Source organism: Halostagnicola sp. A-GB9-2, from assembly GCF_030068615.1.
Lineage (GTDB): Archaea > Halobacteriota > Halobacteria > Halobacteriales > Natrialbaceae > Halostagnicola.
This window is the reverse complement of record NZ_JASJOC010000004.1, coordinates 412,819-432,570: the sequence shown is the minus strand read 5'-3', so window position 1 is coordinate 432,570 and position 19,752 is coordinate 412,819. Positions and strand designations below refer to the sequence as shown.

The 19,752-nt window shown below is 60.8% G+C and carries 19 protein-coding genes and 1 tRNA gene; 6 read left to right on the top strand and 14 right to left on the bottom strand.

Features of this window, described 5'->3' with window-relative positions:
* Positions 1-305: 305 nt before the first annotated feature.
* Entirely contained in the window at positions 306-1,244 is a 939-nt protein-coding gene (gene mptA / locus QNM96_RS13290; protein WP_283836901.1) for a GTP cyclohydrolase MptA, read from the top strand.
* Between the two features lie 128 nt (positions 1,245-1,372).
* On the opposite strand, the gene QNM96_RS13285 is transcribed toward mptA, so the two are convergent.
* Together QNM96_RS13285 and QNM96_RS13280 are read right to left on the bottom strand one after the other, a co-directional pair.
* Entirely contained in the window at positions 1,373-2,176 is an 804-nt protein-coding gene (locus QNM96_RS13285) for a TrmB family transcriptional regulator (RefSeq protein ID WP_283836900.1), read from the bottom strand.
* Between the two features lie 81 nt (positions 2,177-2,257).
* Positions 2,258-3,910: a DUF255 domain-containing protein gene (locus QNM96_RS13280; protein WP_283836898.1), complete on the bottom strand. Its 1,653-nt coding sequence runs from the start codon at positions 3,908-3,910 to the stop codon at positions 2,258-2,260.
* A 122-nt stretch (positions 3,911-4,032) separates the two neighbouring features.
* Here QNM96_RS13280 and QNM96_RS13275 point away from each other — a divergent pair, with 122 nt between their 5' ends.
* Positions 4,033-4,659 (top strand): FxsA family protein, encoded by a 627-nt coding sequence (locus tag QNM96_RS13275; protein ID WP_283836897.1) that lies wholly within the window; start codon positions 4,033-4,035, stop codon positions 4,657-4,659.
* 67 nt (positions 4,660-4,726) lie between these two features.
* A tRNA-Ile gene (locus tag QNM96_RS13270) sits at positions 4,727-4,800 on the top strand.
* A gap of 304 nt (positions 4,801-5,104) precedes the next feature.
* Here the strand turns inward: QNM96_RS13270 and gvpO are convergent.
* From gvpO to QNM96_RS13245, 5 genes are all read right to left on the bottom strand, one after another.
* Positions 5,105-5,677, bottom strand: coding sequence for a gas vesicle protein GvpO, halophile-type (gvpO, locus tag QNM96_RS13265; RefSeq protein WP_283836896.1), 573 nt, complete (start codon positions 5,675-5,677; stop codon positions 5,105-5,107).
* Between the two features lie 43 nt (positions 5,678-5,720).
* Positions 5,721-6,743, bottom strand: a complete 1,023-nt coding sequence (gene gvpN / locus QNM96_RS13260) for a gas vesicle protein GvpN (RefSeq protein ID WP_283836895.1) — start codon at positions 6,741-6,743, stop codon at positions 5,721-5,723.
* Between the two features lie 5 nt (positions 6,744-6,748).
* On the bottom strand, positions 6,749-7,036 hold the full coding sequence (gene gvpA, locus QNM96_RS13255; RefSeq protein WP_283836894.1) for a gas vesicle structural protein GvpA: 288 nt from the start codon (positions 7,034-7,036) through the stop codon (positions 6,749-6,751).
* A gap of 93 nt (positions 7,037-7,129) precedes the next feature.
* Entirely contained in the window at positions 7,130-8,389 is a 1,260-nt protein-coding gene (locus QNM96_RS13250; RefSeq protein ID WP_283836893.1) for a DUF393 domain-containing protein, read from the bottom strand.
* Complete coding sequence (locus QNM96_RS13245) at positions 8,386-9,036, bottom strand: hypothetical protein (protein WP_283836891.1); 651 nt, start codon at positions 9,034-9,036, stop codon at positions 8,386-8,388. The genes QNM96_RS13250 and QNM96_RS13245 overlap by 4 nt, the downstream gene beginning before the upstream one ends.
* Positions 9,037-9,601: 565 nt before the next feature.
* Here QNM96_RS13245 and QNM96_RS13240 point away from each other — a divergent pair.
* From QNM96_RS13240 to QNM96_RS13230, 3 genes are all read left to right on the top strand, one after another.
* Positions 9,602-11,704 carry a minichromosome maintenance protein MCM gene (locus QNM96_RS13240; protein WP_283836889.1) on the top strand — a complete coding sequence of 701 codons (2,103 nt, stop codon included), beginning with the start codon at positions 9,602-9,604 and terminating at the stop codon, positions 11,702-11,704.
* Positions 11,705-11,840: 136 nt separating this feature from the next.
* Positions 11,841-12,200: a hypothetical protein gene (locus tag QNM96_RS13235; RefSeq protein WP_283836887.1), complete on the top strand. Its 360-nt coding sequence runs from the start codon at positions 11,841-11,843 to the stop codon at positions 12,198-12,200.
* Positions 12,197-12,883, top strand: coding sequence for a P-loop NTPase (locus QNM96_RS13230; RefSeq protein ID WP_283836886.1), 687 nt, complete (start codon positions 12,197-12,199; stop codon positions 12,881-12,883). The genes QNM96_RS13235 and QNM96_RS13230 overlap by 4 nt, the downstream gene beginning before the upstream one ends.
* Here QNM96_RS13230 and QNM96_RS13225 read toward each other — a convergent pair.
* The 7 genes from QNM96_RS13225 to QNM96_RS13195 form a co-directional block, all read right to left on the bottom strand.
* The gene (locus QNM96_RS13225) at positions 12,862-13,743 is read right to left on the bottom strand and encodes a transcription initiation factor IIB family protein (protein WP_283836885.1); all 882 of its coding nucleotides are present in this window, start codon (positions 13,741-13,743) and stop codon (positions 12,862-12,864) included. The genes QNM96_RS13230 and QNM96_RS13225 overlap by 22 nt on opposite strands.
* Before the next feature lie 135 nt (positions 13,744-13,878).
* Positions 13,879-14,208: a hypothetical protein gene (locus tag QNM96_RS13220; protein ID WP_283836883.1), complete on the bottom strand. Its 330-nt coding sequence runs from the start codon at positions 14,206-14,208 to the stop codon at positions 13,879-13,881.
* A gap of 183 nt (positions 14,209-14,391) precedes the next feature.
* Positions 14,392-15,651: a threonine synthase gene (gene thrC, locus QNM96_RS13215; RefSeq protein WP_283836880.1), complete on the bottom strand. Its 1,260-nt coding sequence runs from the start codon at positions 15,649-15,651 to the stop codon at positions 14,392-14,394.
* Positions 15,652-15,729: 78 nt separating this feature from the next.
* Entirely contained in the window at positions 15,730-16,638 is a 909-nt protein-coding gene (gene argF, locus QNM96_RS13210; protein ID WP_283836877.1) for an ornithine carbamoyltransferase, read from the bottom strand.
* Positions 16,635-17,744: a [LysW]-lysine hydrolase gene (locus QNM96_RS13205; protein ID WP_283836876.1), complete on the bottom strand. Its 1,110-nt coding sequence runs from the start codon at positions 17,742-17,744 to the stop codon at positions 16,635-16,637. Before QNM96_RS13205 ends, argF begins: the two co-directional genes overlap by 4 nt.
* Before the next feature lie 2 nt (positions 17,745-17,746).
* Positions 17,747-18,889 (bottom strand): aspartate aminotransferase family protein, encoded by a 1,143-nt coding sequence (locus QNM96_RS13200; RefSeq protein ID WP_283836875.1) that lies wholly within the window; start codon positions 18,887-18,889, stop codon positions 17,747-17,749.
* On the bottom strand, positions 18,886-19,752 hold the full coding sequence (locus QNM96_RS13195; RefSeq protein WP_283836873.1) for an acetylglutamate/acetylaminoadipate kinase: 867 nt from the start codon (positions 19,750-19,752) through the stop codon (positions 18,886-18,888). The genes QNM96_RS13200 and QNM96_RS13195 overlap by 4 nt, the downstream gene beginning before the upstream one ends.

The window sequence follows — 19,752 nt, the reverse complement described above, 5'->3', positions numbered from 1 at the left end:
AGTTCCGGACGACATCCGCGCCCGAACTGGCGTTGTGGCGGCGGACCGTCTTGTAGCGGCAAAAGACCGTCTCGTAGCGGCAAAAGACCGTCTCGTAGCGGCAACACTGTCGTTCGTGCGCACAAGAGACACTTCGAGAAGTTCCGGGTCGCCGTTCGTATCTTCACCTTGTGACGAGAAGCACTTAAAGGAACGCGCGGAGCGACCCACTTCGAGTGGCGATACTCCCTCAAGCCGAACCGTCACGTCCGGCCAACGATGTCCCTTCCGAAAGGTTGAATCGCACGCTGTCCTGAATACAGGCAATGAGTCAACAGCTTCCCGACGTGCAGGCGACGGCCCCCGACGTCACCGTCGGCCTGAACCAGGTCGGCGTCACCGGCGTCGAGAAACTCGTCAAGATCGCCCGCAACGGCAAACGACCGCTCGTCCTCACCGCCGAGTTCGAGGTCTTCGTCGACCTCCCCTCCTGGCGCAAAGGAGCGGACATGAGCCGCAACATGGAGGTCATCGACGAAATTCTCGAGGAGGCAACCCGCGAAGAGGCCTACCGCGTCGAGGACGTCTGTGGCGACGCCGCCGAACGGCTCCTCGAGCGACACGACTACACGTCCAAAGCCGAGGTTTCGATGGAAGCGGAGTTCATGCGCCGCGAGCAGACGCCCGCCTCGGATCGGGAAACCCAACACACCGTCGACATCATCGCCTCCGCGACCGCCACCGAGGACGGCACCCGCGAGGAAATCGGCGCACACGTCGTCGGGATGACCGTCTGCCCGTGCTCGCAAGGAATGTCAGTGGCGCGTGCGAAACAGAAACTCGAGGACCTCGAGATTCCCGAGGAGAAGATCACCGAATTCCTCGACGACGTTCCACAGCCGGGCCACTCCCAGCGGGGTCACGCGACGGTCACGGTCGAAGCCGACGGCGATCCGGAGGTCGACTTAAACGAGATCATCGACATCGCTCGAGAGTCCATGAGCGCCAAGATCTACAACCTCGCGAAACGACCCGACGAGGATCACATGACGTTCGAGGCCCACTCCGACGCCAAATTCGTCGAGGACTGCGTTCGGGCGATGGCAGAAGGCGTCGTCGCCGAGTTCGACCATCTCGAGGACGACGCGGTGATCACGATGTCCCAATCGAACGACGAATCGATCCATCAGCACAACGCCCACGCCGAACGCGTCGTCGAGATGGAAACCCTTCGCGAAGAAGTCAACGGCGATCTCGAGCGATAGCCCGCCACCCGAAAACGAACCCTCTCGTCTCGATCGGTTTTCTTTTCGGATCGGTCGCCACGGAGCTTGCGGTGTGAGACGCTTAGTGTGAGAGACCCTTTACGGGTCGTCCTTGAGAAATCAGACCGTCAGAACTCGAGGGGCTCTGCCTGTTCCCAGCTCGGGTAGAACTCCTCGTGTACCTCGGCGGCGAACTCGGGGTCTTTCAGGTCGATCATGCCGAAGACCTCCTTGGAGTTGAGCGGGTTCGGCACCTGAATACAGACTTCGACATCGTCGATGAGGTTGAACGAGCCCGTAACGTCGTCGTTGATCCGCACCGAGAAATCATCGCGCTCCTGAAGCGTCGCCTGATATCGTCTCCCGACGTTTTCGGAAAGCGACGCGACGAGATCCCGAGTCATGAGGACGTCGACGGAGACGCCTCGATCCAGTGCGTCCTCGAGATGTGCGAGAACCTCATCGCCAACGGTCCGGATATCCATCTGTGGTGCGGGATCCGCAGAAACCATCACGATATCGTCGTCAGCCGCGGTGAGTCGTTCTAAGAGGAGATCGATGGTCTCCTCGGGGCCGACGGAAGCCGTCCAGAACTGCTCTTCGACGGGTTCGGCCGCATCGAGCTCGTCGGAAAGGTCGTCGACGATCGACTCGTACTGTTCGGCTTTCTCGTCGAGTTCGCGTTTTTTATCGTCCAGCAGTCGATCGAGCGCGGTTGCAGGTTCGACGGCGACGTACTTCTTGGGACGACTCGCGGTCTGACTACGAACGAGATTGTACTGTTCGATACTGTTGAGAACATCGTAAATCCGGCCCATCGGCACGTCACTGGCCCGGGAGAGTTCTTTGGCCGTCGTCGGACCGGTGCTCAACAGCGATCGGTACGCTCGAGCCTCGTACTCCGAAAGCCCGAGATCCCTGAGACTGGCCATATGGATACGCAACCAACTCGAAGGTCATAAACGCTACGATAGTTTGATCAGATATCGATTCAGCGGCGTTCGTTCGCTGTATCACTCGAGTAGGCTTCGAACCTGCTCGCTCAACTTCTCTGGAGTTTCAGCGGGTTCCGAGACCCGTTCGCCCCGTTCGACTCGAGCCGTTCCCCGATCGACCCCGTCCGCGGCGTTCGGAACAACGACTTTTTCGTGATCCGCAACGCGGAACGCGGCTCGGTGGAGATCGGAGCCCGCTTGCGTTCCGACGCGAACGACGAGCGGATCGTCGAGCATTCGTGCGGCGGCGGAGCCGTACTTCGCGATCTGGACGCCGAACCGATCGCTCGCGCCGGCAAAGTCCTCGAGGGTCTCTCGTGCGACGGTTCGATACCGCTCCTCGCCGGTCAGTACTGCGAGATCGACGAGCGCGTCCGCGAACGCGACGTTCGCGTCGAGCGGCCGAAGTGACCGGTCGAGCAGACCCGTTCCTCGGGCTGGCGCATCGATGAACGAGTCGCCGTCCCGAAGCCGATCGATCGTGACGTCGGCGACGGCGCGCGCATCATCGAGCGTTTCCGCGCCGAGAACGCTCGCACCCGCGAGCGCGGCCCGGAGCGTTCGAGCCTGCGTCAACAACAGCGGTGTCCGCTCGAGTGATTCCGCGCTTTCGTCGGCTTCGGGGAGTCTGTGCGTCGCGACGCCGTCCTCGAGGAGGTCGGTCCGGAGCGTCTCGAGTGCGCGTTCGGCGTATCGACGGGCGCGCTCGTCGTCCGTATACGAATAGTAGGTGAGCAGGGCCTCGACCGCCAACCCGTTCGGACCGGCGAAGACGCCTGGATCGACCGGCGGAGCGTCGGCTCCCTCCCGGTCGCTCGCCTCGAGCGTGTAGGAGCCGCCCTCGCCGGGGGCCTGACTATTCGCGAAGGCGTCGGCGTCGGCGTTCCAGAGCGTCGTCGTGAGGTACTCGATCGTTCGGGATGCCGGTTTCTGATACTCCTCGCGACCCGTCGAGAGGTAGGCGTTCGAAAACGCGCGAACGAGCGCGGCGTTCGAGTCGAGTAGCTTCTCGTGTTGAATCCCGCCCCAGTCTGCTTCGGCCCCGAATCGGTAGAATCCGCCCTCGTACTCGTCGAGCAAGTTCGCGCTGACCGCGTCGAACGAGCGAAGCGCCATCTCGCGGTCGCGTTTGAGCGCGAACTCGAGAGCGTCCGGGAGCGGGAACTTCGGCTCGGTTCCCCAGCCGCCGGCGACCTCGTCGTAGTTCTCCGTAAGCTGTCCGAGCATCGACTCTTCGATACCACTCGAGAGCGTTCCGGCTGGCGGCTCGTCCTCCCGAAGCGGTCGGGGGATTCGGCTCGCTCCCTCGCCTTTGGCCTCCCACATCGTCCCGACGCTATCGAGAACCTGGCGCATGCCGTCGGGTCCGAGATAGCCCGCTCCCGTCAACAGCGCGCCGTCGGGGGCGAGAAAGACCGTCGAGGGAAAGCCGCCCATATTGTATCGGTCGCGTACTCGAGGTCGCCGGTCCGCGTCGACCCGAATCGGTACGAATCGATCGTTGATGTTCGCGGCGATCCGCGGCTCCGCGTACGTTTGCTCGTCCATCTCGTGGCAGTGATCGCACCACGTCGCGGTGAGCGAAAGCAGTACGGGGATATCTGACTCCGCCGCCTCGTCGAAGGCCGCTTGTCCCCATTCGCGCCACTCGACTCGCGTAACGTCGTCCATACCCGCTTGGACGTGAGTCCCGTGCGTAAGGCCTTCGTTCGAACCCGGTCCCGAATTCGATGCGAGCGTATCTCCAACGCTGAGAGTAAAGGGTTTTGACCCTCCACACCCTAGAACGAGGCATGCTCCGGTGGCTCTCTGCGCTGTTGCTCATCCCGTTTCTGGACGCGGTCCTCCTCGCGTTCGTCTTCAGTCGAACCGACTTCGGTTGGGCCGCGATGGTGTTGCTGGTCGTTCTGACCGGACTGATCGGGATGTTACTCGTCCGAGCAGAAGGGCGGCGCACACTCGGGAAGATGCAACAATCGCTGGCTGAAGGGAAGCCACCGACGAATCAGTTACTCGACGGCGGCCTGTTAATTGCCGCCGGTGCCTTCCTGCTCACGCCGGGACTGGTTACGGACCTGATCGGCTTTCTCCTCGTCGTTCCGATCACGCGAATTCCGATTCGAGCGGGACTCAAACGGTTCGTGATCGTCCCCTACGCGGACAAAAAGACGGGCGGCTTCGCCAGCGGTGGCGTCTACACGTTCGGATTCCCCAACGGCGAAAACGCAGGAGGCCAGCAGGCAAAAACAGCGAACACGAACGGTACGGCGGGTGCGACCGACGCGACGGGCGGCACCTACGACCTCGACGAAGACGCCTACACTGTCGAATCGGATGTCGGGGACGAGGAGTACACCATCGAGTTTGGTGACGAGGAGTCTCGAGACGACGAAACAGACAGCGATCCTTTCGCTCGGTAGCGGTTCGCACGGGTACTGAAGAAAGAAACGCTTAAACGTACCAGTCCGCAACTCATTGATGCGAAGCGGGCCAATAGCTCAATTAGGTCGAGCGCCACTCTGATAAGGTGGAGGTTCTCGGTTCAAATCCGAGTTGGCCCATACTTTTGCGGCGAGCAAACCCGCGAGCCGTGAGTATGAAATCCAACTCGGATTTGAATTAGACCGAGGTTCTGCACAACGCGCAGGTTCTCGGGCGTGGTTAAAATTCGAGCTGGCTCACTTCTTGCGATGAGCAATTCCTCGAGCTCCGATCATAGTATCTAACTCGAATGTGGGGAGGTCGGGTGTCTGTCCAAGAGATGGTCGTTTTACAAAAATCGAGACCAACGTAATTGGGGACGGAGGATACTGGCGCGGCTGGCCGAGACGAACGCTGTCCAGAGTGGATCACTCGAGCACCGCGCTACTTGGATTCGAACGAACCCGTATCGCCGCGGCGATATCGATCGATCCGTTGGTATCCCAGCACGACGGCGTCCTCGTCGAGTTCGATCTCGTATCGACCGAGGACGTCCTGCGTATCGGGAACCGACGCCCGTTCGACGACTTCGGCGACCGCACGCCAGCCCTCGTCGGTCGGCGTGATCTCGCTCACGCCGTCGAACCGGTAGCCGATCAGTTCACCCGCCGTCGACTGAACGGTCCGACGGACCGCGAGCACGCCTTCGATCTTGCTCTCATCGACGTCATCCATCTCGAGGTCCGAATCCTCGAGCGAACTCGTATCAACGTCTTCCGGGTCGGTCGTTTCCTCTCCGGCCATCGAGGCCGTTTGCGAACTGTCAGAGTCCGCCGATTCTTGGTCTTGTTCTTGGGCCTGTTCTTGCTGTTCTGTTGTTTGACTGTCGCTCACGGTTGAATCACTCTCATCGTGTTGGTAGCAAAACCCGTCGTCCTGGGCCGGCCGTGAACACCGCTCACCGTCGTCGGTGACTGCCTGACATCGTTCGGTCGTGTCCGTGCCGGCTTCGGCCATAGGGGATTACGTTCGTCTCGGAAGTGTTGGTTTCGGGTGGGCTCTACACTGTGTCTGCGATTCGGTCGCTGAGTTCGGCTACGTTGCTTTCGTCGCGTCCGCCGGCGACTTTCGGCGCGAGCACGTCGGTGAAAACGTCGGCGAGCAGGTCGTCGTCGATGGTTTCGTTACCGTTGAACACCGACAGTCCTTTGGCCGTCGTGATCGCGGCTCGAGTGCCGACGACGATATCGAGTTCGTCACGGAGTTGCTGGGTCGTCTCGACGACCAGTTCGATCTGATCGGACGGCAACTCGACGTGGGCGGCGACGATCTCGCACTCGGTTTCGGCGTCGTAGTAGTCGATGTGGACGCCGACGACGCGATCGAGAAGGGCATCCTGTTGCTGGTGGACGCCCGCGTACTCGACGTCGTTCGAGGTGAGCACCGCACGAAATTCAGGGTGAACATCGATCGTTCGATCCTCGCCGCGCTTGCCCGGGCGCTCCAAGACGCCCTCCTCGAACACCGACAACAGGACGTTGTGCGCGACCGGATCGCTCCTGGAGAACTCGTTGTACACCAGCGTCGCTCCCTCCTGAACGGCGACCGAGAGAGGGTTGTCGACCCATCGCTCGCGGACGATCTGGGTCCGTTTGTCGACGCCGCTGACAAACTGATCACGTTCCTCGTAGCGTTCGCCGCCCGCGTGGTCGCCGACGAGGGCTGCCGTATCGACCGCCTCGTCTCCGTTGAGCCAGACGACTGGCCGTCCGCGTTCCGCGGCGGCCGAAAGCGCCAGCGACGTTTTTCCGCAACCGGTCGGACCGATCAGGTGGACCGGCTGTTCGGCCTCGAGCCAGCCCTGAATCCGCCCGCGAATCGAATCGATTTCGTCGGTTTCGACGAACGGCTCTGGAGCAACGTCTTCGGGGGATGAAAGCGGTGTATCACCGTTTTGTTCGTCGGCGGCCGCCGCCTTTCGGCGGAGCTCTTTTTTCGCTCTCCGGCCTTTCTTCTGTTCGCGATCGGTCCGAATTTTCTTCCCGCGGACCTTCCGCTTTCGCGAGGACGAATCGTCCGCCATCGAGGTTATTGTGAGGCCGACTGTGGTGACGACTCGGGGCGTTGTTCGACCTCGAGTTCCTCGAGGTCTTCCAGATCGCCGTCGGCCGTCGCTTTCTCAAGTTTTGCGATCTCCTCCGCGTAGTGCAGGAAGGTGTCCACCGACGCGACGACGACTCGCGCTTCGATGGTGAGCAGTTCGATGCCGACAACCGAAATTCGTGCCCAGATGTCGATGACGATGCCCTTATCGAGGACGCGGTCGAGTACCTCTGCGAGACTCGAGGAATCTGGTCTTCGTTGTGGTGATGCCATTACATTCGGTTTTCCTACCCGAATGGGTTTGACGACTGGCACTGCGATTGCAAGCCAAGAGAACACCCCTTGGTCCGGTGACAAGAACAGCACTTATGACGTGTCGTCAGGGTTATAGCTACAGACGAAGTGGCGGTCTCGGTTATCCGCAATGTATTCGTAGATGCGTTCGCCGACCATTCTGACCGGCGGGAGGACCATCAACAGGGTAATCGGGAAGAAGATCCGGAACTGCTTGAACAGGTGACGAAAGGCGTCGTAGCCCCCGTAGGCTTCGCCGTCACGAAAGAGGTACATTTCCTTCTCGAGGTCTACACCGTCGCGGTCGACCAATTCGGACGGAGCGTCCGACTGCGTGTAGAACTGGACCGAATCGTTGATGTCGAGGTGTTTGAAGAGATAGAGGGCTCTCGCGCAGAAATAACAGCGTTCGTCGTACACCAACTGAACAGCGTTCATCTGATCCGCAGCGATTTTTCGGTAGCCGACATCCCAGGCGGCGTACAGTGAGAGAACGACGATCATATCGACGAAGTAGATCCCGAGCGTCAGGATCACGCCGACGTGGAAGCCGATCAGACCGAGAATAAACGGCGTAACCGTCACGCCGAGAACGATTGCAACGATGAACAGCGACTGAACGAGGGCAGTTCCGACGAAGCCGAGCCAGGCCAGTATCTCGTGTTGGACGACGAAGTCACCGATCGGACGGTACATTCCCGTCGCGACCTGGTTGTAGACGATGTCGCGCTGAAGATCGGCACCGGAGAGGTAGATTTCGAACCCGCCGTTGAGCAACTTGCCCCACGCGGCACCGAGATACATCAGTCCGAGAATAACGAGTCCCCACTTGAACGGCCGCATCCGATAGGTCTGATTCGATCCCTCCTTCAGGAACCAATTCAGCTGATCGATGGATTTCTCTTTTGTTCGAATCACCGCGTCCGCCGACAGCGCGTCGTCGTCGTGGAAAAACGCGAACAGGAGGATGAAATACGCGCACACGAACATCGACTCGACGGTCCCCGACATGTAGATCGTCGACTTGACCGACAGCATCTGCATTAACAGCAGACTCGCGAGTCCGCCGGTCCACTTTATTTTGTACCCGACGATGAACAACGCGAGCAGTCCGGCGACGAGCCACTGCTGATAGGGCAATAGCGAGAACAACAGGTCGTTGTACAGGAAGTTGATTCCGGGATTGAAATCCCGAGGCCACTCCTGGTAGAACCCCCAATCGAGGAAGACAACGCGCCAGAGAACGTACGCGCCGAGCACGACTCGAGCGGCCGCGAGGTTGATCGGTGACGAACGGGAGTCGTCGGCAAAGTAGTTGATAAACGCACTCATGTGTGTTCGTGTTCGGTGATTGTTTGGTTGCCCACGTTGACCGTGAGACGACGGTCGCGCTCGTGGGATTCGATTTCGGTGTTATCGTCGGTAACCGTAAGCGTCCGTTCGTAGATCCGGATGGCTTCGAACGTTTCGAACTCCTCGAGTTCCTCGGCGGACCACTGCTTATCATCGGTGTAGCGCGGTGGCGCTAGTGGCTCCGTGGGAGGCGGATAGTCACCCGATTCGACGTCCGAACGGTACTCTTGAGCGTTAGAGAGATAGAACTCAGCGATCTCTATCCGGTCTTCATCCGGATACTCCTCGACCATGTGCCCAGCGATCGTCGACGACCGACTGCCGGTCGTTGGGGGTGCCGCACGGTAATCGTAGTACAGTTCGTTTCCGTCAGCATCGACGACCACGAACTCGTGAGCCGTGTTCTGTTCGTCGTTCGGCTGTGAAAACTTGTGCATCTCGACGACGGGCATAAGCGGCGTCCCGACGACGGTGACAGCGAGGAGGACGAGTATAAATCCGCCGACCCAGACCGATCTCGCGACCTCGCGGTCCGAAAGCGCAAGCAGGACGAGCGTTCCGAGGAAAAACCCGACGTAAAATACGGGGAAGATTATCCCCCGAAATTCGGAAAGAAGCTCTAGCATTCTATCATCTCCATCCATATCCAATCCGAAATGTCACTATAGTAGTTCCGTACGTTCATTGCGTTCATTACCAATGGATATCTATCTAACAGGTCACTAAATGATTTCCCAAAACGGTGCGATAGCGGCTACCGGACGCGATTACGCTTCTAACAGGTTGTTAAACGAGTATCGGAAACACCCACCAGAGAGTATCCACGCTACCGCTAGCTGTGAACTCGCTGGATTGCCGACCGAAGATCCCAGAGAACGCAAAATAGTGCGAACTCGACAAGACGACCACCCCATCGACCAAAAGAAATTGGCCCGAGATACATAACGGACGACGTAGTACCAGAAAACGGCTACCGACGAGTGGCCACGGGAAGACAGGGAGTCGGCGTGTCAAATATTCTATCGACCGCTCGAGGATCACCCGGAACCCAAATCCGTTCTTGTAAGTGATAACCCAAATACGAGGGAGTCGGCGAGCGACGGTACGGATCACCCATCCGAATATTCACGAGGACTAGTTTCACTCGAGTTTGCGACCATTTATACGCAATGGCGACCCAACAACAGGTCAATGGCGCAAGCGGGAAACTCCGAACTCGTCGACGCATTCGAGCAGTTCTTCCGGAACTACTACGACAACGAGGTGAAACAGCTTGCCCAGCAGTATCCGAACGAACAGCGCTCGCTGTTTATCGACTGGCAAGACCTCTACCGGTACGATCCCGACCTCGCGGACGACTATCTGAACCAGCCCGAACAACTCCAACGCTACGCGGAGGAGGCGCTTCGACTGTACGACCTCCCGATCGACGTCAGTCTCGGGCAGGCACACGTCCGAATCCGGAACCTTCCCGACACCGAGTCCCCCGAAATTCGGGACATCCGTGCCCAGAACATGAACAAGCTCGTGCAAGTTCGGGGAATCGTCCGCAAGGCGACGGACGTCCGCCCGAAGATCGAAGAAGCCGCCTTCGAGTGCCAACTCTGTGGCACGCTCAATCGAATTCCACAGTCCACCGGCGACTTTCAGGAACCCCACGAGTGCCAGGGCTGTGAACGACAGGGGCCGTTCCAGGTTAATTTCGACCAGTCGGAGTTCATCGACGCCCAGAAACTCCGGATTCAGGAAAGCCCGGAGGGACTACGTGGCGGCGAAACGCCGCAGGCGCTCGACGTTCACGTCGAAGACGATATCACGGGACAGGTGACGCCCGGCGACCACGTTTCGGCCGTCGGCGTCCTCCGGCTCGAGCAACAGGGCAACCAGCAGGAGAAATCCCCCATCTTCGATTTCTACATGGAGGGGATATCAGTCGATATCGACGAAGAGCAGTTCGAGGACATGGACATCACCGAGGAGGACAAAAAGGAAATCGTCCGCCTCTCGACGGAAGACGACATCTACGAGAAGATGGTCGCCTCCATCGCGCCGTCGATCTACGGCTACGACCAGGAGAAACTCGCGATGATGCTCCAACTGTTCTCGGGCGTTACCAAGCAATTACCCGACGGCTCGAGGATTCGCGGAGACCTGCACATGCTGCTGATCGGAGATCCTGGTACAGGTAAATCTCAAATGCTAGGATATATAAGAAATATTGCACCCAGGTCCGTCTACACCTCCGGCAAAGGTTCGTCTTCAGCGGGTCTCACGGCCGCGGCTGTACGCGACGACTTCGGAGATGGACAGCAGTGGACACTCGAGGCCGGCGCGTTAGTGCTCGCGGATCAGGGAATCGCGGCAGTGGACGAACTCGACAAGATGCGATCGGAAGATCGCAGTGCCATGCACGAGGCCCTCGAGCAGCAGCAAATTTCGGTTTCCAAGGCGGGGATCAACGCAACGCTCAAGTCACGGTGTTCCTTACTCGGCGCGGCTAACCCGAAGTACGGACGCTTCGACCAATACGAACCGATCGCCGAACAGATCGACCTCGAGCCGGCGCTCATCTCGCGGTTCGATCTAATTTTCACGGTCACCGACAACCCCAACGAGGAGAAAGACCGAAATCTCGCCGAGCACATCCTAACGACGAACTACGCAGGGGAGCTGACGACCCAGCAAGAGGAGATGACCTCCCTCGAGGTGAGCACCGACGAAATTGAGGAGATGACCGAGCAGGTCGATCCCGAGATCGACGCGGAGCTCCTTCGCAAGTACGTTGCCTACGCAAAACAGAACTGTCATCCGCGGATGACAGAAGAGGCGAGGAACACGATTCGAGATTTCTACGTCGATCTCCGATTGAAGGGGACCGACGACGACGCACCGATCCCCGTCACCGCACGAAAACTCGAGGCACTGGTGCGACTCGCCGAAGCGAGTGCGCGGATTCGCCTCTCCGATACGGTCGAAGTCGGCGACGCAGAACGGGTCGTCGAGATCGTCCGTTCGACGCTCCAAGACATCGGCGTCGACCCCGAGACGGGCGAATTCGACGCGGATATCGTCGAGGCCGGAACCACGAAGTCTCAGCGCGACCGGATCAAGAACATCAAACAGTTGATCAGCGATATCGAAGCGGAGTACGACGACGGCGCACCGATGGATATCGTCCTCGAGCGAGCCGACGAGATCGGAATGGATCAGTCGAAAGCCGAACACGAGATCGACAAACTCAAACAGAAAGGCGAGGTCTACGAGCCGAGTACGGATAACCTCCGAACGACGTAATCCGAAAACGGCAACCGTCGCACGAGAGACAGTGAACGGCGTGTTTTCCGGACAGAAATCATCGTATCGGCGGGACACGGTCACGACCGCCGACCGGGTACTCGAGTTTATATGTAGAAACGAGACCAATAGCGGCATGGTCGACATCTCGACGCGTATCGATCGCCGCGACGGCGTGACGTTCGTCAGCGCCACGGTAACGAACGATCGAACGACACCGCAGTTGGTCCGGTTCCAGAGCACAATCGAGCCAGTCTGGCCGCCGCGACGAAACGGCGTCGTCGCTCCGGAGTGGGACGGGCCGCGCTGGGAGGGGCGACTCGAGCCGGAAAGCAAACGGGGTGTGGGCTTTGCGAGTCCGGAGACAGTGATCGACGAGCCGCTCGAATCCGTCGAATCGAGGCGTGCTGACGGTCGGACGGAACTGAAGACACGAGAAGTTCTCTCGAGTCTCAGTCGATCGAAGCCACCGAAAGGGGTCCTCAGCCGACGATGATCGTCGCCGTCAGCGGGGGAAAAGGGGGTGTCGGAAAGTCGACGATGGCGTTGAATCTCGGGGCCGAACTCGATGCGGTCGTCGTTGACGGGGATCTCGCGATGGCGGACCTCCCTCGCGGACGGGGACCGGATCTTCACGATGTCCTCGCAGAACGGGCGGACCCGATCGAAGCAGTGACGGCCGTGGGAACGGTTCAGGTGCTTCCCTGTGGCAGGTCGTTAGCCGGCGCTCGAGCAGCCGATCTGACCAGGTTCGAAGACGTACTCGACGCCGTCGAACGAGAGTTCGGTCGTGTCGTTATCGATTGTCCGGCAGGGCTCGCAAGTGATGTCGGCGTACAGTTACACGCCTCGGATCTGGTCGTTCTCGTGACGGCCGATACGGACGAAGCGATAGCCGATGCACTTCGGACGAAACAGCTCGCGCTCGAGGTGGGTACGCCGGTCGGTGCGATCATCCTCAATCGTTCGGACGCCAGAACCGAGCGAAAGACCGCGATCGAACGCGCGCTCGGCGCAACCGTAACGGCCGTTCCCAGCTCGGAAGTCGTCCACGAAACACGGGCACAAGGAGTACCGGTTCGAGAAGCTGAACCCGATTGTCTTCCAGCGACGCGTATTGAGAGGGTTGCAAAAACGGTCTCACGCTGTAAAGAGGATCAACACTCTTCGAGTTGGTGAACCGTCGAACGGATCGTTACGGGATTGACGTCGGCGACGTCGCCCGCGGATGCTTGCGTAATACTATCGCAATCGGGACAATCGTTCGCTGCGACGTACAAACACGCCGCCGCGACCCCGCTAGGGTTTCTGCCCCCGATTGCACAGTTATCGAGAAGCGTTTCGACGTGCTCTCGAGCGCACTGTTCGATGTCGGTGTCGAGATCCAGTTTCGATGCGTATCGGGGGAGATACTGCGTCGGATCGATCGGACCCGTTGGAAGACCGAGCTCTCGATTCAGCGCATCGTATGCCGCTTTGAGTTCGGATTCGTCGGCTCGAGAGACGGCGACGATTTCCGAGAGCGTTCGAGCCATCGACAGGGTTCGACAGATCGCATACACCGTCGCGGCCGCAAAGCCCTCGAGCGATCGGCCGCGAAGGAGATCCTCGGATTGTGCGGATTTAAAGAGCGTACACGCCTGGTCGCGAGCAGAGTCGGGAAGGGAGAGCTCGGTTATCAGTCGTTTGATCTCCGTGAATCCGTACACTTGATTTCGCTCGACTTTCGACGAGATACGCGCTCGATTGTGTTCCCGACGCATTCTGGCGAGCTGTCGACGCTTTCGACCCGTCAGCCGGGAGCCGGAACCGTATCCGATTTCCGTCGAGAGACCCCTGTCGTGACGAGAGCGGGTCAGCGGCGCACCCGTTCGCCGTCGGTCGGTCTCGTCGTCCTCGAACGACCGCCACTCCGGTCCGTGATCGATCGCGTTCTCGTCTGAAACGAGGCCACACTCCTCACAGACCGTCTCGGTGCCGTTACTTCGAAGTTGTCCATCGCATTCTGTACAAGTCGAGTTCGTATTGCCGTCATCCATTCGCAATGTCCTCTAGTGATAATATACTAATACCAATGGTATTTAAAATATGCTAATTAGTTAGAGTTCCAACATTGTAGAGAGAGACATCTTAGTTCAAACAGGGAGATCAAAAAACGACACGTATCGCCCGGGTCACTCGAAAAGACGCCGAATACGACGGACGAGTCCGTCGTCATCCGTCGTCGATTCGACAGAATCGGATTCGCGGTTCTGAAGCACGAACTCGTACCGGTCAATGATCTCCTGTCGTTCGGTTTCGCTCGCCTCGAGTTCGCGCTCGAGTGCGGTGACTCGAAGCCGTAGTTGGGTTCGTTCGATTCTCGCCGGGAGGGGGTCACGAACTCGAGTGGTGCGGTTGGAACGTTCGGGCGATCTCGGCTCGTCCCGAGTGGTTCCATCTGCGTTCGTTTGCTGCACGCACACTCGGGTGGGGGTGTCGGTGTGTCGGTGCTCGACGGACATGGAATAGCATATAGCTTTTCTGGCCGCAAAAGCTTCAGTCAGTCGACCGTCTGACGCGTCAGACAGAGCGCATGCGGATGAAAGACGGGAGGAAGTATCTCGATCGACCGAATCCGGTCACGTAACCTGTAAACGACCACGGGTCAGGTGACCCGTGGAACTCGCACTGTACCCTTTAGAGCGTTACTCGTGAAGTCGCTCGAGCACGCCTTCAGTATCGTTCGGTACCGGTTGTGGATCGCTTCCGGCGGCGGCCGCCGCGTCGGGGTCCTTGAGCAAATGGCCCGTCGTGAGGCAGGCGACGCGTTCGTCGTCGGAAACGGTGCCGTCGGCGCGAAGTTTTCGAAGCCCCGCGATCGAGGCGGCGGAGGCGGGTTCGACGCCGATCCCTTCCTCCGCGAGGTCGCGCTGTGCGTCCGTAATTTCTTCGTCGGAGACGGCAACGGCGGTGCCGTCAGTCTCGCGGATTCCCGGGAGCGCTTTCGGGGCGTTGACAGGGTTCCCGATACGGATCGCCGTCGCGCGCGTCTCGACGTCGTCCCAACGCCGGACTTCGTCGGCATCGTTCTCGATCGCTTCGACCATCGGCGCGGCACCCTCCGCCTGGACGCCGGTGAGTTTTGGCACCTCCTCGAGTGGTAGGTCCCCAACCTGAACCAGTTCTCTGAATGCCTTGTACAGCGCCGAGGTGTTGCCGGCGTTTCCGACCGGGAGGACGATACGATCGGGGAACGCACCGTAGTCGTCGCGGAACGCCTCGAGGATTTCGAGGCCGATCGTCTTCTGGCCCTCGAGGCGGAACGGGTTCAGCGAGTTCAGGAGATAGGCCTCGCCGCGGGCGGCTAGCTCTTGAACGATGTCGAGACAGGAATCGAAGTTGCCGTCGACCTCGAGAATTCTCGCGCCGTGGAGGCTCGCCTGCGCGATCTTTCCGGCGGCGACCTTTCCGGCCGGGAGGAGCACGAGCGTCTCCATCCCGCCACGGGAGCCGTAGGCTGCGAGTGCCGCACTCGTGTTTCCGGTCGACGCGCAGGCGAGCCGATCGACGCCGAGTTCTTTGGCGACGGCGACGCCGACCGTCATCCCGCGATCCTTGAACGAACCCGTCGGGTTCATCCCCTCGTGTTTGATTCGCAGCGCCTCGACGCCGATGTCGTCTTCGAGCCGTGGCACCTCGTACAGCGGCGTCGCACCCTCCTGAGTCGTGACGCCCGAATCGAGCGGGAGCGCGTCGGCGTAGCGCCAAACGCCTCGTCCTTCGAACTCGTCGAGGCTCGGAAGGTCAGTGTAGCGGACTTCGAGCAATCCATCGCACTCGTCGCAGGTGTAGCGGATATCCTCGAGCGGCGCGAACGTTTCGCCACACTCGATACACTCGAGCCAGGCACCGTCGTCGGCTTCGGGCGGGTGTTCTGGCTGATCCGCTGAAAGACTCAGACTCATTATCGGCGAGAAGAGCGGGACGGGCAAAAAGTGAGTGGATTCGGCTGTCGGTTGTGGCCTCCGTTGCCTGCTAGAGGGCTACTCGAGGAGCCAACTCAACAACGCCTTCTGTGCGTGTAATCGGTTCTCCGCCTGATCGAACACGATCGACCGATCGCTTTCGATAATGTCGTCGCTTATCTCCTCGCCGCGGTGGGCCGGCAAACAGTGCATCACCGAAGCGCCGGGGGCGTGCTCGATCAGGTCGTTGTTGACCTGAAAGCCCTCGAAATTGTCCATCCGGACGTCGCGCTCGTCTTCTTGTCCCATGCTCGTCCAAACGTCGGTGTAGACGACGTCCGTGTCAGCAACGGCCTCGACGGGATCCGTCGTGGTGGTGAGGTTGCCACCGAGGTCGTCGACGCGGTTTATGACCTCCTCGTCGATCTCGTACCCTTCCGGCGTCGAGACGGTCAGGTCGATTCCCGCCAGTGCGGCACCGATCGCGAACGATTGGGCGACGTTGTTGCCGTCGCCGACCCAGGCCGCTGATACCCCCTCGAATCCGCCCTGTTGTTCACGAATCGTCAACAGATCGGCGAGCGTCTGGCACGGATGAGCGTCGTCGGTGAGCCCGTTGACGATCGGAACCGAGGAGTACTCGGCGAGCACCTCGATGTTCTCGTGTTTGAAGACCCGAGCCATCACCGCATCGACGTACCGCGAGAGCGTTCTGGCAGTATCCTTGAGCGGTTCGCCGCGGCCGAGTTGAATGTCGTCTGCGCCGAGGAAGACCGCGTGGCCGCCGAGTTGGGTCATCCCCGTCTCGAAGGAAACCCGCGTTCGCGTGCTCGGCTTCTGGAAGATCATTCCCAGCGTTTGGCCAGAGAGGTCTTCGTGATCCTCGCCCTGTTGCTGTGCCCGCTTGTATCGCTCCGCGCGCTCGAGGATCGTCTCGAGTTCCGACGGAGCGAGATCGTCGATGTCGAGTAAGTGTCGTGTCGTCATTGCGTATCACCGCTGAGATCGGCTGCGACGGTCTCGAGGACGGAAACGGCACAATCGAACTCGGCCAGCGAGAGCCGTTCGTTCGGCGCGTGATCGAGATCCGAGTTCCCGGGACCGTAGGTCACCATCGGACAGTCCCAGCTGCCGGCGTAGATGTTCATGTCGCTGGTCCCGGTCTTGCGAAGCAATCGGGGATCTGCATCCTGCTGGCGGATCGCCGCGCGGAACGCCCGCGCGACCTCGGTTCTCGGACTTTCCATAACCGGCGGGATCGGCTCCGCCCAGGAGACGGTGCCGATCTCGAGTTCGGCTTCTGCTGTCTCACGAACTGCCTCGGCGGTCAACGAGGGCGGAACGCGAAGTTGCACGTCGAGGGTCGTCTCGACGGAGAGCCCGTCCTCGCTCGAGCCGCCGTCGACGTCGACGGGTTTGGCCGTCACGCGTTCGAAGACCGGATGGTACTCGTCGTCCGCGAACGCGTCTTCGACGGCCGTCCACCAGTCGACCGCGTGCTGGATCGCGTTCGGTTCGGGTCGGGAGGTGTGACCGGACTCGCTCGTCGCGACGTAGGTACCCGCGAGAAACCCTCGATACCCGAGCGTAATGCCCGTCGCGCCGCTCGGTTCGCCGTTGACGACGGCGTCGGGTTCCTCGCGGTCGACGGCCAGGTGGCGCGCGCCGCGGGAGTTGGTCTCCTCGCCGACGACGCCGACGAAAGACACACCGGTACGAACGGCGGCGACGGCCATCGCGGCGAGCGGGCCGGTGGCGTCGACGCTGCCCCGACCCCAGAGGACATCCTCACCCTCCTCGCGAGCGACTTCGGCCTCGAGGTCGTCCGCGTCGGCCGCCCGAACTTCGACGGGAATCTCACCGGGGACTGTATCGACGTGAGAAGTCAGCAAGACCGCGTCGTCGGCCGGCGCACGGACGTTGCCGACCTCGTCGATCCAGGCCTCGCGGCCGTTGGCCGTGAAGAACTCAACGAGGCGTTCGGCTGCCTGACGTTCCTCGCCACTGGGAGAGGGTATCGAAACGAGATCGACCAGCAGGTTCCGCGCGTTCTCGGGCGAGACGTCGGTCGGTTCGGGTTTGCTCGCGTTCATAGTTAGGACTCGGAGGCGACGACTTCGGTCAGCGCGTCGACGAGTTGGTCCGCTTCCTCCTCGTCGATGACGAGCGGCGGCAGCAGGCGCAGGACGGTTCGTCCCGCCGGCAGTGCCAACACCTGCTGGTTCATCGCCAGATCGCGAGCGACGCGGTTCGCGCCGCGTTTCAACTCGATTCCGATGAGTAGCCCCTCGCCGCGAATTTCGCGTACGTCGTCGTCAAGGGCTGTATCAAGTTCGGAGACGAGATAGTCGCCCATCTTGGCGGCGTGGGCAGGCCACTCTTTTTCGACCAACGTCGAGATCGTCGCGTGGACCGCCGCAGAGACGACGGGTCCGCCGCTGAAGGTGGCGTTGTGCGAGGCCGCGCCGTCGGCGATCCAGTCCCGAACCGCAATCGCGCCGACGGGCAGGCCGTTGCCGAGCCCCTTGGCCGTCGTCAGTACGTCGGGCGTGACGCCCGCGTTCTGGCAGGCCCACATCGATCCCGTCCGACCCATGCCGGTCTGGACCTCGTCGAAGACGAGCGCCGCGCCGGCCGAGTCGGTGAGTTCTCGGGCTGTCTCGAGGTAACCCGCGGGCGGGACGTTAATTCCGCCCTCACCCTGGATCGGCTCGAGGATGACCGCCGCGGTCTCGTCGTCGACGGCGGCTGCGAGTTCCTCGCTATCGCCGTAGGGGACGAACTCTACGTCGCCGGCCAGGGGCTCGTAGGGCTCCTTGTACTTGTCCTTCCAGGTGGCCGCGAGCGCTCCCATTGTCCGGCCGTGGAACGAACGGGTCGCGGCGACGATTTTCGAGTCGCCGGTCGCCGAACGGGCGAATTTCAGCGCGGCCTCGTTGGCCTCGGTCCCGGAGTTACAAAACCAGGCCTGCTCAAGTCCGTCGGGAGTCGACGCGACGAATGCGGCGTAGGCGTCCTCGCGCGACTGAACGGGGTAAGAGGAGTCGACGAACGTCAGTTCGCCGACCTGTTCTTGTACCGCGTCGACGACCGCCGGGTGACTGTGTCCGAGCGGCGTGCAGGCGAAACTCGCACCCGCGTCGATATACTCCGTGCCGTCCGTGCTGTAGAGAAACGGTCCCTCGCCGCTGTCGATCCCGATGGGTTTGCCACCGGAGACGAAATCGTGGTCGCTCATTCTGTGGCCTCCGTTCGTGCTTTCTCATCGTCTGCGAGCGCGCCGGGCGTCAGGGTCGTTCCCTCACCCTCGAGTGCGTTCGTGATCGGCTCGTTCGCGTTCGCGTCCGCGACGACGACCGAGGCCGCACCGCCGTCGAGAGCCTCCTCGGCCGCCATCACCTTCTTCGTCATGAATCCTTCCGCGGCAGATTTGACCGACTCGAATGCTTCGGGCGTCGCCGCCTCGTCGATCTTCGACGACTCGTCGTCGGGGTCCTCGTAGATCCCCGAGACATCGGTTAGGAGCACGAGGTCGGCATCGAGCGCGCCCGCAACTGCGGCGGCCGCACGATCCGCGTCGGCGTTAACAGCGGTGTAACCACCGTCTTTCTCCCTCCCGAGTACCGGGACGGAGACGACGGGCGTGTACGAACTTGAGAGCAACGTCTCGAGCAACTCCGCGTTGACCGACTCGATCGTGCCCGAGTGGTCGCCACGCTTGATTTTCTTCTTGCCGTCTTCTTTGACCCGGACCGCGGACTTGCGTTTCCCTTCGAGCAACTTTCCGTCGGTGCCGGTGAGCCCGACCGCGTCGACGCCTTCGTTTTGCAGGGCCTCAACGAGGTCCGTGTTGAGCTTGCCGGGCATCACCATCTTGAAGACGTCCATCGTGCGTTCGTCGGTGAATCGGCCGACGACGCCACCGGGCGTCTCGACGTAGGTCGGCTCCTCGCCGAGCTCCTCGAGCGTCTCGTCGACGGCTGTCGAGCCACCGTGGACGACGACCACGTCTTCGCCGGCTTCGGCGAGCTGTGCAACGTCGCCGAGTGCCCCTTCGGGGTCGACGGCGCGTGCGCCGCCGATTTTGACGACGGTAGTCAT

Excerpts from the sequence above, each read along its gene's own strand:
- QNM96_RS13225 (WP_283836885.1), bottom strand. The coding sequence starts at position 13,743 with ATGGATGACGGCAATACGAACTCGACTTGTACAGAATGCGATGGACAA.
- QNM96_RS13235 (WP_283836887.1), top strand. The coding sequence starts at position 11,841 with ATGGTCGACATCTCGACGCGTATCGATCGCCGCGACGGCGTGACGTTC.
- QNM96_RS13230 (WP_283836886.1), top strand. The coding sequence starts at position 12,197 with ATGATCGTCGCCGTCAGCGGGGGAAAAGGGGGTGTCGGAAAGTCGACG.
- gvpO (WP_283836896.1), bottom strand. The coding sequence starts at position 5,677 with ATGGCCGAAGCCGGCACGGACACGACCGAACGATGTCAGGCAGTCACC.
- QNM96_RS13205 (WP_283836876.1), bottom strand. The coding sequence starts at position 17,744 with ATGAACGCGAGCAAACCCGAACCGACCGACGTCTCGCCCGAGAACGCG.
- thrC (WP_283836880.1), bottom strand. The coding sequence starts at position 15,651 with ATGAGTCTGAGTCTTTCAGCGGATCAGCCAGAACACCCGCCCGAAGCC.
- QNM96_RS13280 (WP_283836898.1), bottom strand. The coding sequence starts at position 3,910 with ATGGACGACGTTACGCGAGTCGAGTGGCGCGAATGGGGACAAGCGGCC.
- QNM96_RS13240 (WP_283836889.1), top strand. The coding sequence starts at position 9,602 with ATGGCGCAAGCGGGAAACTCCGAACTCGTCGACGCATTCGAGCAGTTC.
- QNM96_RS13250 (WP_283836893.1), bottom strand. The coding sequence starts at position 8,389 with ATGAGTGCGTTTATCAACTACTTTGCCGACGACTCCCGTTCGTCACCG.
- QNM96_RS13245 (WP_283836891.1), bottom strand. The coding sequence starts at position 9,036 with ATGCTAGAGCTTCTTTCCGAATTTCGGGGGATAATCTTCCCCGTATTT.
- QNM96_RS13220 (WP_283836883.1), bottom strand. The coding sequence starts at position 14,208 with ATGTCCGTCGAGCACCGACACACCGACACCCCCACCCGAGTGTGCGTG.
- QNM96_RS13285 (WP_283836900.1), bottom strand. The coding sequence starts at position 2,176 with ATGGCCAGTCTCAGGGATCTCGGGCTTTCGGAGTACGAGGCTCGAGCG.
- argF (WP_283836877.1), bottom strand. The coding sequence starts at position 16,638 with ATGACGACACGACACTTACTCGACATCGACGATCTCGCTCCGTCGGAA.
- gvpA (WP_283836894.1), bottom strand. The coding sequence starts at position 7,036 with ATGGCATCACCACAACGAAGACCAGATTCCTCGAGTCTCGCAGAGGTA.
- QNM96_RS13195 (WP_283836873.1), bottom strand. The coding sequence starts at position 19,752 with ATGACTACCGTCGTCAAAATCGGCGGCGCACGCGCCGTCGACCCCGAA.
- QNM96_RS13275 (WP_283836897.1), top strand. The coding sequence starts at position 4,033 with ATGCTCCGGTGGCTCTCTGCGCTGTTGCTCATCCCGTTTCTGGACGCG.
- mptA (WP_283836901.1), top strand. The coding sequence starts at position 306 with ATGAGTCAACAGCTTCCCGACGTGCAGGCGACGGCCCCCGACGTCACC.
- QNM96_RS13200 (WP_283836875.1), bottom strand. The coding sequence starts at position 18,889 with ATGAGCGACCACGATTTCGTCTCCGGTGGCAAACCCATCGGGATCGAC.
- gvpN (WP_283836895.1), bottom strand. The coding sequence starts at position 6,743 with ATGGCGGACGATTCGTCCTCGCGAAAGCGGAAGGTCCGCGGGAAGAAA.